The following is a 13,470-nucleotide window of genomic DNA, read 5'->3' on the forward strand; positions in this document are numbered from 1 at the left end:
GGTGAACCTGGTCAGAAAGGGCAAGGTTCGCCGGATCATCCTGCTGACCCTCGGGTGGGAGGAGCTGCCGAAGTCGGTGTCGGTGTACGGCGCGCCGGCCGAGCTGCGGATGCGGGAACCGGTGCCAGGGGTGCTGCTCCAGACCGACGGTGGCTGGGTCCTGCTCGACACGGGGTTCAACACGGCCCTGGTACGTGACCCCGCACTGTATCGGCGCTTCTTCCCGAGCGTGGAGTACATCCCGGTGCTGCCGGGGCCCGGCGAGCCGATCGAGGAGTCGTTGCACGACATCGGCGTCGACATCGACGACATCCATGCGGTCGCGGTCAGCCACTTGCACCACGATCACGCAGGCGGCCTGAAGCTGTTCGCAGGCAAGGTGCCGGTCCATGCGCAACGCCGTGAAGTCGACTATGGGCTCTCGAATCATCCCGAACCGGAACGTCATGCCATTGCCCGGATCGATTTCGACGATCCGAACATCGACTGGCAGCTGGCGGACGGCGAGGCCGAGATCGCACCTGGCATCACCGCGGTACCGACCTACGGACACACCCCCGGTCACCAGAGCTTCGTGGTCGAACTGGACGAGTCGGTGGGCGGCGACGGGTTCGTCTTCGCGTTCGACGCCGCCGACCTGACCGAGAACATCGAGCACGAGTTGCCGATCGGGGGCTACATCGGGGTGACGCCCGAGGAGACCGTGGAACCGATCCGCAAGCTGAAGCGGCTCGCGGCCGACAAGGGCTACCCCCTGATCCCCGGCCACGACCCGCACGTGTGGCCCGAACTCACCCAGCAGTTCCACGACAGGTTCGGCCAGGTGCCGCGCGAGGACGCCCCGTAATGGACGTGCCGTCTTGATGGATGTCGTGCTGCGTACCGAACGGGCCCTGGTGGGCGGCCGGATACGTTCTGCGGCAGTCGGTGTCGTCGACGGGGCCATCGCCGCGGTCGAACCCCTCGACGCGGATCTCGCCGCGTACGAGGAGGTGCTAGTGCCGCCGTCTGCGGTGCTGCTGCCGGGCTTCGTCGACACCCACGTCCACGTCAACGCGCCAGGCACCGACTGGGAGGGATTCACCAGCGCGACGGCTGCCGCCGCGGCAGGCGGCATCACCACGCTCGTGGACATGCCGCTCGGCACGCACTGGCCGATCTCGACCGCGCTGGGGCTGACCTCGTGAGCGGCGTGGATCTGGCATCCCGGATTCTTGGCGGAAGTGTGTTGGCGGCGAGCGACGAGTCGTTCGGTTTCAAGGAGCGACTCGTCGACCCCGCCGAACCCGCGTTCGTGCCGGGAACCTATGACCATCGGGGTGAGGTCGTGGACGGCTGGGAGACGCGCAGGCACGCCGGGCCAGAAGGGGATTGGGCAATCGTTCGGCTCGGGTCACCAGGCAGGCTGCGCGCCGTCGACGTCGACACCCGCTCCTTCACCGGCAACCATCCCACCGGCTGCCGGATCGACGCGTGCAGGCTCGACCTGCTCGACGATCCCACCGATGCGGGGACTCAGTGGCGCACCGTCGTCGAATCGACTGCGCTGAAACCCGATTCGCACAATCTTCTCGAAGTCGACGATCAGCGCCTTTACACCCACGTACGGCTGGCACTTGAGTCGGATGGGGGTGTGGCACGGCTGCGCGTGTACGGGGACGTCGTGCCCGATCCCGATGCGTGGGCCGACGTCACGGTCGAGGTGTCGGGTGTCGAGCGGGGTGGCCGGGTGGAGTGGTCCAGCGACAACTTCTACTCGAAGGCATCAGCACTGATCGCACCGGACCGACCCCGAAACATGGGCGACGGCTGGGAGACCCGGCGGCGGCGTGATGTCGGCCCTGACAGCTACGACGCGGTGATGATCTCCTTCGCCGCGGCCTCCGAACTGCGCCGGATCGAGATCGACACCTCCTACTTCGTGTTCAACGCCACCCTCGAGGTGTCGGTGGTGGGTAGCAAGTGCCTGCCCGACGGCGAACACGGCTGGGCCCTGGTCGCATTCGACGTACCCGTATTGCCGAGGACCCGCCTTGTCGCCGACGCCAGGCAGGTGTTCGCCGTGCACGCCACGGACATCACCGCGGTGCGGTTGCAGGCCTATCCGGACGGTGGCATCGCACGCGTGCGCGCGTTCGGCACACCGACCGCCGACGGGTTGCAAACCCTGAAGTCCCGCTGGGAGGAATCCTCGTGATCGCCGTGCAGTTGTCCCGGTGTGCCGGTCTGTGGCGGCGCACTCTGTTAATCCAGGAGGACGGCTCACACGTGACCGGCGGCGACGTCCGTTGGCTACAGGGCGACACCGCCTACGTCGACTCACGCGGGTTCGGCGGCCGCCTGCACCAGCGTGACGACGTCTTCGAGTGGCATCGGATGGTCGATCTGGAACCGCCCGGGCCGTTTCCCGACGCGGGCGCGATGCACTGGGACGGCGACACCCTGGTGGAGACGGGGGTGCACGCCGACTACGTCGAGCACTGGGTACGCGATGACGGACCGTCCTCCCCGCGGTGGGCATTGACGCTGCAATCAGCCGACGCGGGCGACGCGCTGCTGCTTCGGGTGGGTGCCGTGTTCGCCTGGGCATCCGCGACCGCCGTCACGCTGGCCGCCGTCGGCAGCGTTGAGTGGGAAGCGTTGGCGCCCAACCTTTCTGATGGTGAAATCCGCGTCAACGGCGCGCGGTGGACTGTAGTGCAGAGCGAAGGAGACGTGGAACTGTGACAGGCACAACCCCTTTCACCTCGATTCCGATCGTGGACATCACCGGGCTGCGGTCGCCGGACCGCGCCGAACGCGAGCGAGTCGCCGCCGATATCGGGAAGGCCGCGCGCGAGATCGGCTTCCTCTACATCAGCGGCACCGGCATTGACGAGGCATTGTTCGACCGCATGCTGGCGGCTACGAAGACGTTCTTCGCGCTACCGGTCGAGGAGAAGATGCGCAGCTACATCGGGCTCTCGACCTGCCATCGCGGGTACGTGCCGGTAGGGGAGGAAGGTGTCGAGACCGGCATGCCCGACCTGAAGGAGGCCTTCGACACGGCGCTCGACCTACCCGCTGATGATCCCGACCACGTCGCGGGCAATCCGATGCTTGGTCCCAACGTGTGGCCCGAAGTCGACGGTTTCGCCGAGTCGGTGACCGCCTACTACCAAGCCGTGCTGGACCTGGGCAATCAGTTGCTCTGGGCCTTCGCGGTGGCGCTCGGCGAAGATCCCGACACCTTCACCCAGCACGCCACCAAGACACCGAGTCAGCTGCGCCTGGTGCACTACCCGTACAACCCCGACGCCGAGGACGTGCTGGGCATCGGGGCGCACACAGACTACGAGTGCTTCACCCTGCTCAAGCCGACCGCTCCCGGACTCGAGGTGCTCAACGGTGCCGGCGTGTGGGTCGACGTCCCGCCCGTGCCCGACGCGTTCGTGGTGAACATTGGCGACCTGCTCGAGCTGTGGACCAACGGGGCCTACGTCGCCACCAGTCACCGCGTCCGCAAGGTGAAGGAGGAGCGCTACTCGTTCCCGCTGTTCTTCAACGTCGATTACCACACCGAGGTGAAGCCGTTGCCGCAGTTCGTCGCCGGCGACGGCACGTCCAGACCGGCGTTGCGGGCGGGGGAGCACCTGTTCGCGCAGACCGCCCAGACGTTCGCCTATCTGCGGTCGCGCCTCGAGCGCGGGGAACTGGTGCTGCCGGACGGCTCGATGGAGATGAATTCGTTCGGTCAACAGGCGCTGCAGGGCATCGACTGAATCTGTCGCCACTACCGGCCTGATCAGCCGGCGCATCAGCCCAATCGAAGTCGACATCGGCTTCGCCATCGCCAAACGCGCCGCCCAGCGAGTCTTGCTACGCTCGTCCGATGCCCGATCCGGTTGCCGGATGACCGGTCCACGCGTCGGTGAGAAGTTCGGCCCCTACGAGCTTCGGTCGCTGCTCGGGGCGGGCGGGATGGGTGAGGTCTACCAGGCCTACGACACGGTCAAGGACCGTATGGTCGCGCTCAAGCTGCTGCGACCCGAGTTGGCCGTCGACCCCAGCTTTCAGGAGCGGTTCCGGCGCGAATCTCGCACGGCGGCAAGGCTGCACGAGCCGCACATCGTCCCCGTGCACGACTTCGGCGAGATCGACGGTGTGCTGTTCATCGACATGCGACTGGTTGAGGGAGCCAGCCTCAAGGCGGTGCTGGCACGGAGCGGCCCAATGCATCCAGCGCGGGCAGCTGCGATCATCACTCAGGTCGCCGCAGCGCTCGACGCCGCGCACGCCAGCGGGCTGACGCACCGCGACGTCAAGCCGGAGAACCTGCTGCTGACCCCCGGCGACTTCGTCTACCTGGTGGATTTCGGCATCGCCCATTGGGGCGGGGATTCCGGCCTGACGAGCGCGGGTTCGGCGATCGGGTCGTGCGCGTACATGGCTCCGGAACGGTTCTCCGGCGGCACTGTGGGCCCACCAGCCGACGTCTACTCGCTGACGTGTGTGCTCTTCGAATGCCTCACCGGGCAACCGCCGTACCCGACGGGGGATCTGCCCAGTCTGATGAGCGCGCACCTGCTGGCGCCGCCACCCCGGCCGAGCGTCACACACCCAGGCCTCCATCCCTCCTTCGACGCCGTGATCCTGTGGGGCATGACCAAGGACCCGGCCAATCGCTGCCCGTCGGCCGGTGAGCTGGCACGGGCTGCGTCGGCCTCGGCGATGAGTGTCACGGCGGCACCCAGTCCGCCCCAAACCACTTCTCCCCGTCGCCATCTCGGACGCGGAGCCGTAGTCGGTATCGCCGCCGCGGTGGCCGTGTTGGCGGTGGCGGCAGTCGCCGGGCTGTGGCTCGCGTTCGGCGGTAACCGCACGACGGACGCGACGCCAGCCTCGGCCACCATGACCCGCGTGCCGATCACCAGCACGCACTCCGAGACCGCTGAACCCGAGACCACGGAAACCACCGCGACCACACCCCCGCCGATCAGCCTGCCCGGCACCGACGACCTCGGCTTCATGGCCTACCCAGGTGCGCGATGCGCCCCAGGTCAGCGTCCTGTCGCGCTCGGCCTCACCGCGGCGTCTGCGCTGGTGGTTTGCCGCTACGGCACGGACGGGTACTACTACCGCGGTGTCCGCCTGAGAGATGGAGCGCAGATTGAACTCGACCACGCCGTACCCTCGGCGGGCGGCTTCGACGTGGTGAATCAGACCGACGGAACCCGGTATGAAATCAGGTCGGGGGCATTGACCATCATCACGCCCGAAGGAGAAGTGTTCTCCGAGCCGATGATTCAGTACGCGTCCAGTTGAGCTCGAGGAGGGTGCGTCCATGACCTCATCCCGGGGACTCCATCACCAGCGCGAACGGGCCGACTCCTTCGGTGCCGCGGCACGTGCCTACGACCGGCACCGCCCGGAATACCCGGCCCGGCTGATCGACGATCTGGTAGCTGCGGGCGTCGACAATGCGCTCGACGTCGGGGCGGGCACCGGAATCGCCTCCGGGCAGCTGGCCAATCGCGGCGTCGACGTGCTTGCGCTGGAACCCGATCCGAGGATGGCCGAACTCGCCGCCGAGAAGGGGATTCGCACCCAGATCGCGAAGTTCGAGGAGTGGGACGCCGCCGAGCAGAGGTTCGACCTCGTCATGTTCGCCCAATCGTTCCACTGGGTCGATCCCGACGTGGCGCTGCCCAAGGTTCGGCAGCTGCTGACCGACCGTGGTCACCTGGCGCTGGCGTGGAATCGGATGTTTCCGGTCGCGCCGTCGCGCAGCGACTTCGCGCCGATCTACCGCGACTTCATGGAGCCCGGCTCACCACTGGTCACTGCGACTCCCACCGCGGAGGGGCTCGACATCGCCCGTGTCGACGACGTGCTCGAGAACGCAGGCTTCACCGCCCGCCAGCACACCTACCGACGCGAGGCGCACTACGCCCGCGACGAATGGCTCGACCTCGTCTTCACCTACTCCAACCACCTGGTGCTGCCCGCCGAGAAGGCCGGCGAGTTGCGGGACCGGCTCGCCGCGCACATCGGCACCGCAGGCGTCACCGTGGGCGGAGACACCCTGCTGATCACGGCCAGGCCCCGCGCCTAGTCTGAGCGGATGCCGAAACGCAGCGCAGGTCTCCTGCTGTACCGGGTCATCGACGATGTCGCCGAAGTGCTGATCGGCCATCCCGGCGGGCCGTTCTGGGCGCGCAAGGACGAGGGCGCGTGGTCGATCCCGAAGGGCGAGTACGCCGATGACGAAGACCCGTGGACTGCCGCCCAGCGCGAGTTCCGCGAGGAGATCGGCTTCGACGTCCCCGCCGGGCCGCGCATGGAGTTCGCCCCGGTCAAGCAGCCCGGCGGCAAGATCGTCACCGCCTTCGCCGTCCGCGGCGATCTGGACCTCACCCACAGCAAGAGCAATACCTTCGAACTGGAATGGCCGAGGGGATCAGGAAAGATCAGGGAGTTCCCCGAGATCGACCGGGTCGCATGGCTTTCCATGCCAGAGGCTCGGTTGAAGCTGCTGACGGGTCAGCGGCCACTGCTCGATCGACTTGAGGAGCATCTCGCAGGCGCCTGACGGGTCGCGTCTCGATCGCGTTGATGGTCAGCGCGCGGCCATGGATGCGCCACCCCAACTTCGTCCGCATGTACTCGTCGTCATAACGGACGTGCCAGACGAGATCGGTGACCTGGCCGGCGCGACGCGTCCAGTGGTGGGCGACGGCCGTGATCCTGCCAAGCGCGTAGCCCGGCTCCGGTCCGTCGGCATACACCTCGCCGACGATCGCGTGCTCGGTGCGTTCGACCACCAGCGCCTTCATCGCGGCGCGAACGCCGTCGCGGCCGTGCAGCACCCGAATCGGGTCCAGCGAGCGCGGTGGATCGGGAAGGTGCAGTTCGGCTGTCTCGGTGAACAATTCGACGACGTCGTCGAAGCGGCGGTCGTCGACGGCGGCCGCGTACAGATGCACCAGATCGGCAACCGCCAGCCGGTCCGCGACGGACAGAGTCATCGTTGCATTCCCCGGTCGCTGCGCTCCTGCCCTCCGGAACTCAACGCTAGCCGCCGTGCGCACTCCGACACCACATCGCAGGCCTCGTCGATGTCGGAGGTCGGCGGCATCGCCAGTACCACGCGGTCGGCGCCCAACTCCGCAAGCTTGCCCGCGCGCTCACCGTCGATCTTGGCGACCATGTGTCCGAGGCTCAGCTCCAACGAATCGGGATCGCGGCCCTCGCGTTCGGCCTCCTCGCGCATCACCGCGACCAGTTCAGTCAGCTTGGCACCCCCGACGCCCAGCGGTTGAAGGCCGTCACCAAGGCGTCCCGCCCGCCGTGCCGCTGCGCGGGTGTGCCCACCGAGGTGTATCGGTATGCGTCTGACAGGGGTGGGATGACAAGCAGCATGGGCGAATTGGAAGAATTCACCAGAGAAGTCGGCGCCATCGGGCCGACCCTCCCACAGCAGTCGCAGCACCTCGATCTGCTCGTCGGCGCGGCGGCCACGGCTGTCGAAGGGGGCGCCGCACGCCTCGATCTCCTCCCGCAACCACCCCATGCCGACCGCAAGGCGGACCCGGCCAGCCGACAACGAATCGAGTGTGGCGACGCGCTTGGCCAGCACCACCGGATGATGATTGGGCAGCACCAGCACGCCCGTCGCCAGCCCCAGCGTCGTCGTGCTTGCGGCCAGGAACGCCAGCAGGTCAAGGGGATCCGGCACTGGGCAATCCGCGGGGATCTCCACCCGGCCCGACTCGTCGTATGGGTAGACACTGCTGTACTGCGTCATCAGCACCGTGTGCTCGACGGCGACGATCGACTCGAACCCGCACGCCTCGACGTGGCGGGCGAAGGTCGTCATCCACGTCGGGTCGGCGGTCACGCCCGCCGCGACGGGAGTGATCACGGCGAACTTGGGCGGGTCCGTCACGGCAGCCCGTTGCTGCGCCGGATGTCCTCGCGGCACTGCCGACGCGTCTGGCCGGTCTGCTGCATGCACACCCGCACCGGCGACTCCTCTTCGATGGGCAGTGGTTGGTCGGTCGGCTCGGTGGTGACCGTGGGGCTGGCCACGGTGCCCTGGGTCAGCGACCAGATGGTCGCGTTGGTGTTCTGCAGCGTCGAGCAGTAGGCGGTTGCTCCGTTGGCGGTCGTGCCGGTGCTGCCGAGCGGCGAGCAGTCGGCGCCGATCACCGCGACGGGTGCCGCAGCGGTCGTCGTGGTTGGTGTCGTCGTCGACGGGGGAGACGCCGACGGCGATGGCGGAGGCTCAGGGGGCGGAGGCAATGGCGTCACCCGGGACGTCGCGGACGCGGTGCCTGCCGGAGGCGCGGCCTTCTCGTCGTCGGCGCGGTTGAGCTCCAACATCGCGAAGCCGATCGCGACGACCAACAGAATCGCCAGGACGGCAGGGATGATCACGCTGGGCCGGACCAGCGATCGGGTGGCCTTGGGAGTGGCGGCGACCCGAGACAGCCGGGTTGCGTCGGGCTGGTCGGTGCCGACCTGGTGTGCGAGCGCACGGGCGAAGTCGGCGCAGCGTTCGAAGCGGTCGTCCGGGTCCTTCGCCAGTGCCTTGGCCAGCACGGGGTCGAGCGCGGCGAGTTCCGGGCGGCGGTCGCCGATCATGGGTGGCGTCGCATTGAGGTGCTGGCTGATCACGACGGCCGGGTTCGTGTGGTGGAACGGCGGTGAGCCGGTCAAGAGGTGATACGCAGTAGCAGCCAGCGCGTACTGGTCGGCGCGACCGTCGAGCTGCCCGCCCATCAGCTGCTCGGGAGCCGCGTAGGACACCGTGCCGACGGTCATGTTCGTCGCGGTCAAACCGCTCGGGTCGTCGACCCAGCGGGCGATTCCGAAGTCGGCGAGCAGGATGCGCTGGTCGTCCTTGGCGACGAGGATGTTGGCGGGTTTGACGTCGCGGTGCAGCAGGTTGCGTTGGTGGGCATAGTCAAGGGCGTCCGCTACCGCGGCGACGATCTCGGCGACCTCGGCCGCGGGCATGCCTTCGGGGTACCCGTCGTGCTGTAGCCGGCCGGCGTCCGTGCCGTCCACGTAGTCCATCGAGATCCAGAGTTGGCGATTGAACTCTCCGCGGTCGTGTACGCCCACGATGTGGGGGTGCCACAACGTGGCCGCGATGTCCGCCTCCCGGTGGAATCGCTCGCGGTACTCGCCGTCGGCCGACACCTCGGGCCGGAGCACCTTCAGGGCGTCCTGGCGGGGGAGTCGCGGGTGTTGTGTCAGGTAGACCTCGCCCATACCGCCCGAGCCCAGTCGCCGCACGATGGTGTACCCCGCGAAGATCGTTCCTGCGTCGAACGGTCTTGGGGCCAACGGCATGCCGGAATAGTAGACCGCGGGTGCGCGGTCAAAGAGCGAGCGCGCCCCGAAAAACTAGGCCCGGGTCAGCTGACGGGGACGGGCACCCCGATGGGGCCACCGTACGTACCCTGACCGGCACCCGGCGCTGGTGCAGCCCCTCCGCCGGGAGCAGTCCTTGCGGCGGGCTGGCTGGCCGTTGCGTCGTCTGCGGCCTTCTGGGTGCAGTTCAGATTCAGGATCATCCGGCCCTGATTCGTGATCTTCTGCGAGTCCACGATGCACGCCGCCTGGGGCAGGTCGCTGCCCACCGAGCCGCCGAACGACGGCTTGACGCCCTGGCTCTTCAGGATGCTGACGGCTCTGCCGTACGGCTCGCCGACGACGTTGAGGGCCGACGCGCTGCCCGGGTCGGCATCAGCGACCGCAGGGGTGAGCAGGGCCGCTCCAACGACTGCGAACGTGCCGGCTCCCAGCACAACAAGCTTCTTCACGTGACCTCCGAGTGTCGCGGTGCGTTCCGAGGTTATCGCAATCGAGCCTCTTGAGTGAACTTCGGTCACTCCACGCTCAGTGTTACCTGGGCGCGCAGCGCCTCGGTGAGCGCGGCCGCACGAGGGTCGGTGAACACCTCTTCTAGGAGCATCGGCGCGCCGTCGGGGCCCGCCAGCGGCACTCGCCAGTTCGGATATTCGTCGACGGTGCCTGGCTGATTCTGGGTGCGGACGTCGCCGACGGCGTCCGGCAAGGCCAGTGCGAGCAGGCGCGACGGCGTCCGCCCGAGGTATTCGTAGAGCGCAAGGACGATCTCCTCGGTGCTGGGCTCCTGGCCGTCGTGCAGCAGGCCGACGCGACGCAGTTCGGCCAGCCAGGCGGCCTGCTCGGCCTCGTCGGCGGCGAGTTCCTCCGCGGCGGGCGTGGTGAGCAGGTTGAGCTCCTCGCGCAGCCGGACGTGCTCACCGGCTAGATAGCCCGCGGTGGGCGGCAGGTCGTGCGTGGTGACCGAGGACAGGCAGTACTCCCGCCACCGCTCGGCGCGCAGCGGCCCGCCGTCACCGTCGCGGTCCAGCTCGAACCACAGGATCGACGTGCCGAGCAGTCCACGTTCGCGCATGTAGTCGCGGGCCCACGGCTCGACCGTGCCCAGGTCCTCGCCGACGACGACCGCCCCGGCACGGTGTGCCTCCAAGACCAGGATGCCGATCATCGCCTCGTGGTCGTAGCGGACGTAGGTGCCGTCGGTCGGAGCCGCCCCGTTCGGGATCCACCACAACCGGAAGAGCCCGATGATGTGATCGACGCGGACACCACCTGCGTGCCGCAGCATCGCGTTGACCACGGCGCGGAACGGCTCGTAGCCCGCCTCGACCAGCTGATCGGGCCGCCACGGCGGTTGCGACCAGTCCTGGCCGAGCTGGTTGAACTCGTCGGGTGGCGCACCGACGTTGACCCCGAGGGCCAGCACGTCCTGCAGCGCCCATGCGTCGGCTCCGTTCGGGTCCACCCCGACCGCAAGATCGTGCATGACACCCAGCGCCATGCCCGCCTGCAGCGCGGTGGCCTGAGCGTTGGTCAGCTGGTCGTCGGACTGCCACTGCAACCACCGGTGGAAGTCGACGGCGTCCGCGTGCTTGGCGGCGAACGCGGCGACGGCCTCGCCCGCGGGGTGGTGCAGTTCCTCGGGCCATTGGTGCCAGTCGTTGCCGTGCTTCTCGGCGAGCGCACACCAGGTGGCGAAGTCGTCGAGGCTCTGCCCTTCGCGCTTGCGGTAGGCGGCGTAGGCCAGCTCGCGGCCCGCCGAGCGTGGCACCCGGTAGACGTTCTTCAGCGCCGCACGCTTGACCTTCCACGTGGAATCCCGGTCGATCAGTTTGGACGCCTTTGCCTTTGCCTGGACGACGGCTTGCGCCTTGCGCAACCCGCCGCGGTTGCGGGCGTATGCGAACTCGGGGATCGCCTCGACCCGCAGGTACAGCGGATTGACGAATCGGCGCGATGTCGGCAGATACGGGGAAGGTTCCATCGGGGCCTTCGGCGCAGCGGCGTGCAGCGGGTTCACCAGGATGAAGCCCGCACCGTGACCGGCCGACCACACCGACAGATCGGCGAGATCGGTCAGGTCGCCGATGCCCCAGGACTGTTCGGATCGCACGCTGTAGAGCTGGGTGGCCAGGCCCCATGATCGGCCTGCCCCGAGCCGCGGCGGCAGTGCGGCCGCGCCGGGGCAGACGATCAGTGCGGTATCGGCATGCTCCGTCCCCGCCTGCACGTGCAGTCTGTGGTACCCCAACGGCAGCCCGGCGGGGAGTTCGAACGTGGCCTCACCGATCAGGCGACCATCGAGGTCGTAGGGCGGACTGTCGTTCTGCAGCTGCCGCAGGCCGGCGCGAACGGTGCCGTCCTCCAACCGAATCCACACGCCGACGGGGTCGCCGTGGGAGACGTGTACCCAGAACGACGACGCACGATCGGCGCGAGCCACGATGGTCGGCGACAGCGTGCGCTCCCAGTGCGCCCGGCCGTGGGCGAGATGTGCTGCCGCCCTTGCCTCTTCGGTGTCGGCCACTACTCCCAGCGCGTCCAGCACGGACACCAGGGTCGATTCGGGCACCGACCGATTGCCGCCCATCCAGTCGACGTAGTGGGTGGCCACACCGTAGCGGTGGGCGAGGTGGACCAACGACGGAGCGGTCATGGGTGATGATCTTGCCGGTTGCGGCTCGGGTGTGCGTGGGTGTCGCGCGTCAGTCCACGTCGCGGGCCAGTAGGTCGTCCCACGTGTCGCGGCGTACGACGAGTCGGGCGGCTCCGTCTCTTGCGAACACGACCGGCACCCGGCGTGCGCCGTTGTATTGGTTGGACATTGTGTAGCAGTACGCGCCGGTGACGGGGACGGCCAGCAGGTCACCCACCGCGGGGTCTCGCAGGGCGACGCCGTCGACCAGTTGATCGCCCGACTCGCAGTGCCTGCCGACGACGGTCACCGTCTCCCCGCCGCCGACCCGGTCGACGAGCGTCGCCTCGAATCGTTGCCCCGTCAGCGACACTTCGAGGTTGTCGCCCATCCCGCCGTCCACAGCGACGTGGGTGACGAGTCCGCGCTTGATCGTCGTGACGCGGTAGATGGTGCAGGCGCTGTTGGCGACCATGCTGCGGCCCGGTTCGACGATGATGCGGCTTCCACTGGGAAGCAGCGCGCGGGCCTGCGCGACCATTGCGTCGGCGTACGCATCGAGACTTGGCGGGTGCTCGTCGTAGGTGTAGCCGACGCCGAGGCCACCGCCGAGGTCGTAGACCTCGAACGTGCCGAGCTTGGCGATCGGCTCGACCGCGGCGGCCAACTGTTCGACGTTGAGCAACTGCGAACCGACGTGGGTATGCACGCCGTCGAGCCGCAGCTTGGCGCTGCGCTCGACCCGCCCGATCGCGTCGCGGGCGTCGTCGGGCATCAGCCCGAACTTGGAGCCTGCGTGGCCCGTCGCCTGGGACGCGTGCGTGGCGGCCTCGACGCCGGGGATCACCCGCACCAGACAGGGTTGCCGGGTACCCGCGGGCACGATGCGCTCGAGCCGGTCGATGTCGTCGAAGTTGTCAACCACGATCAGCCCGACGCCGCGTGACATGGCCAACTCGAGTTCCTCGTCGGTCTTGGCGTTGCCGTGCAGCACGAGGCGGGCTGGGTCGGCGCCGGCCTTCAGCGCGCTGAGGATCTCGCCACCGCCCGCGACGTCGAGGTGCAGGCCCTCGGACACCATCACACGCTGAACCGCCGTGCAGGGGAACGACTTCGACGCGAACGCCACGTCCGCCCGCGGCCAGCGACTGCGGAACGCGGTCAGGTAGTCGCGTGCCCTCTGACGCAATGCGTCCTCGGACACCACGATCGCGGGGGTGCCGAACTTCTCCGCCACGTCGTCGAGCCGGCAGCCGCCGACCATCAGGGTTCCGTCGTCGTCCAGCCGGGATCCTGGCGGAAAGAGGCCAAGAACCTGATCGGTGGCTGGCGCGGTGTGAATCGACATCGCCTCAGCGTGCCACCGGTTCGTCGAGCGTGAACGCACTGGGACGAAGTTCGTGAATTCTCACCGGGGCGAGCGAAGCGTCGGGGGAAGGTTCCGGGGCGAGCGTGTACTGTTGCGTCTGTAACGATCC

Annotated in this window: 13 protein-coding genes and 1 pseudogene; 8 read left to right on the forward strand and 6 right to left on the reverse strand. The window is 68.3% G+C overall.

Annotation, left to right across the window (positions count from 1 at the left end; translation table 11 throughout):
• Position 1 precedes the first annotated feature (1 nt).
• The 8 genes from HNP02_RS03905 to HNP02_RS03940 all read left to right on the forward strand — a co-directional run bounded on the left by HNP02_RS03905 (position 2) and on the right by HNP02_RS03940 (position 6,571).
• The gene (locus HNP02_RS03905; RefSeq protein ID WP_184435289.1) at positions 2-847 is read left to right on the forward strand and encodes an N-acyl homoserine lactonase family protein; all 846 of its coding nucleotides are present in this window, start codon (positions 2-4) and stop codon (positions 845-847) included.
• Between the two features lie 16 nt (positions 848-863).
• The gene (locus tag HNP02_RS03910) at positions 864-1,187 is read left to right on the forward strand and encodes an amidohydrolase family protein (RefSeq protein WP_184435299.1); all 324 of its coding nucleotides are present in this window, start codon (positions 864-866) and stop codon (positions 1,185-1,187) included.
• Positions 1,184-2,197 carry an allantoicase gene (gene alc, locus HNP02_RS03915; protein WP_184435301.1) on the forward strand — a complete coding sequence of 338 codons (1,014 nt, stop codon included), beginning with the start codon at positions 1,184-1,186 and terminating at the stop codon, positions 2,195-2,197. Before HNP02_RS03910 ends, alc begins: the two co-directional genes overlap by 4 nt.
• A complete protein-coding gene (locus HNP02_RS03920) occupies positions 2,194-2,727 on the forward strand; it encodes a hypothetical protein (protein ID WP_309241406.1) in 534 nt (177 codons plus the stop codon). Before alc ends, HNP02_RS03920 begins: the two co-directional genes overlap by 4 nt.
• A complete protein-coding gene (locus tag HNP02_RS03925) occupies positions 2,724-3,761 on the forward strand; it encodes an isopenicillin N synthase family oxygenase (protein WP_184435303.1) in 1,038 nt (345 codons plus the stop codon). Before HNP02_RS03920 ends, HNP02_RS03925 begins: the two co-directional genes overlap by 4 nt.
• A 130-nt stretch (positions 3,762-3,891) precedes the next feature.
• Positions 3,892-5,304 (forward strand): serine/threonine-protein kinase, encoded by a 1,413-nt coding sequence (locus HNP02_RS03930; protein WP_184435305.1) that lies wholly within the window; start codon positions 3,892-3,894, stop codon positions 5,302-5,304.
• Between the two features lie 19 nt (positions 5,305-5,323).
• A complete protein-coding gene (locus tag HNP02_RS03935; protein WP_184435307.1) occupies positions 5,324-6,094 on the forward strand; it encodes a bifunctional 2-polyprenyl-6-hydroxyphenol methylase/3-demethylubiquinol 3-O-methyltransferase UbiG in 771 nt (256 codons plus the stop codon).
• A 9-nt stretch (positions 6,095-6,103) separates the two neighbouring features.
• A complete protein-coding gene (locus tag HNP02_RS03940) occupies positions 6,104-6,571 on the forward strand; it encodes an NUDIX domain-containing protein (protein WP_184435309.1) in 468 nt (155 codons plus the stop codon).
• A 46-nt stretch (positions 6,572-6,617) separates the two neighbouring features.
• Here HNP02_RS03940 and HNP02_RS03945 read toward each other — a convergent pair.
• From HNP02_RS03945 to lysA, 6 genes and pseudogenes are all read right to left on the reverse strand, one after another.
• A pseudogene (locus tag HNP02_RS03945) lies at positions 6,618-7,007 on the reverse strand (nuclear transport factor 2 family protein); the annotation flags it as partial.
• Positions 7,004-7,858 (reverse strand): LLM class F420-dependent oxidoreductase, encoded by an 855-nt coding sequence (locus HNP02_RS03950; RefSeq protein ID WP_184436477.1) that lies wholly within the window; start codon positions 7,856-7,858, stop codon positions 7,004-7,006. The pseudogene HNP02_RS03945 and the gene HNP02_RS03950, both read right to left, overlap by 4 nt.
• Positions 7,859-7,923: 65 nt before the next feature.
• The gene (locus tag HNP02_RS03955) at positions 7,924-9,339 is read right to left on the reverse strand and encodes a serine/threonine-protein kinase (RefSeq protein ID WP_184435311.1); all 1,416 of its coding nucleotides are present in this window, start codon (positions 9,337-9,339) and stop codon (positions 7,924-7,926) included.
• Between the two features lie 65 nt (positions 9,340-9,404).
• Positions 9,405-9,812 carry a hypothetical protein gene (locus tag HNP02_RS03960; RefSeq protein WP_184435312.1) on the reverse strand — a complete coding sequence of 136 codons (408 nt, stop codon included), beginning with the start codon at positions 9,810-9,812 and terminating at the stop codon, positions 9,405-9,407.
• A 65-nt stretch (positions 9,813-9,877) separates the two neighbouring features.
• Positions 9,878-12,013 (reverse strand): 4-alpha-glucanotransferase, encoded by a 2,136-nt coding sequence (gene malQ, locus HNP02_RS03965; protein ID WP_184435315.1) that lies wholly within the window; start codon positions 12,011-12,013, stop codon positions 9,878-9,880.
• Between the two features lie 49 nt (positions 12,014-12,062).
• On the reverse strand, positions 12,063-13,340 hold the full coding sequence (gene lysA, locus HNP02_RS03970; protein ID WP_184435317.1) for a diaminopimelate decarboxylase: 1,278 nt from the start codon (positions 13,338-13,340) through the stop codon (positions 12,063-12,065).
• Positions 13,341-13,470: the final 130 nt, after the last annotated feature.

Source organism: Mycobacterium sp. AZCC_0083, assembly GCF_014202335.1.
In the GTDB taxonomy this organism is placed as follows: domain Bacteria; phylum Actinomycetota; class Actinomycetes; order Mycobacteriales; family Mycobacteriaceae; genus Mycobacterium.

Coding starts and splice junctions, on each gene's coding strand:
- HNP02_RS03910 (WP_184435299.1), top strand. CDS start 864: ATGGATGTCGTGCTGCGTACCGAACGGGCCCTGGTGGGCGGCCGGATA.
- HNP02_RS03930 (WP_184435305.1), top strand. CDS start 3,892: ATGACCGGTCCACGCGTCGGTGAGAAGTTCGGCCCCTACGAGCTTCGG.
- HNP02_RS03935 (WP_184435307.1), top strand. CDS start 5,324: ATGACCTCATCCCGGGGACTCCATCACCAGCGCGAACGGGCCGACTCC.
- HNP02_RS03940 (WP_184435309.1), top strand. CDS start 6,104: ATGCCGAAACGCAGCGCAGGTCTCCTGCTGTACCGGGTCATCGACGAT.
- HNP02_RS03950 (WP_184436477.1), bottom strand. CDS start 7,858: ATGACGACCTTCGCCCGCCACGTCGAGGCGTGCGGGTTCGAGTCGATC.
- HNP02_RS03955 (WP_184435311.1), bottom strand. CDS start 9,339: ATGCCGTTGGCCCCAAGACCGTTCGACGCAGGAACGATCTTCGCGGGG.
- malQ (WP_184435315.1), bottom strand. CDS start 12,013: ATGACCGCTCCGTCGTTGGTCCACCTCGCCCACCGCTACGGTGTGGCC.
- lysA (WP_184435317.1), bottom strand. CDS start 13,340: ATGTCGATTCACACCGCGCCAGCCACCGATCAGGTTCTTGGCCTCTTT.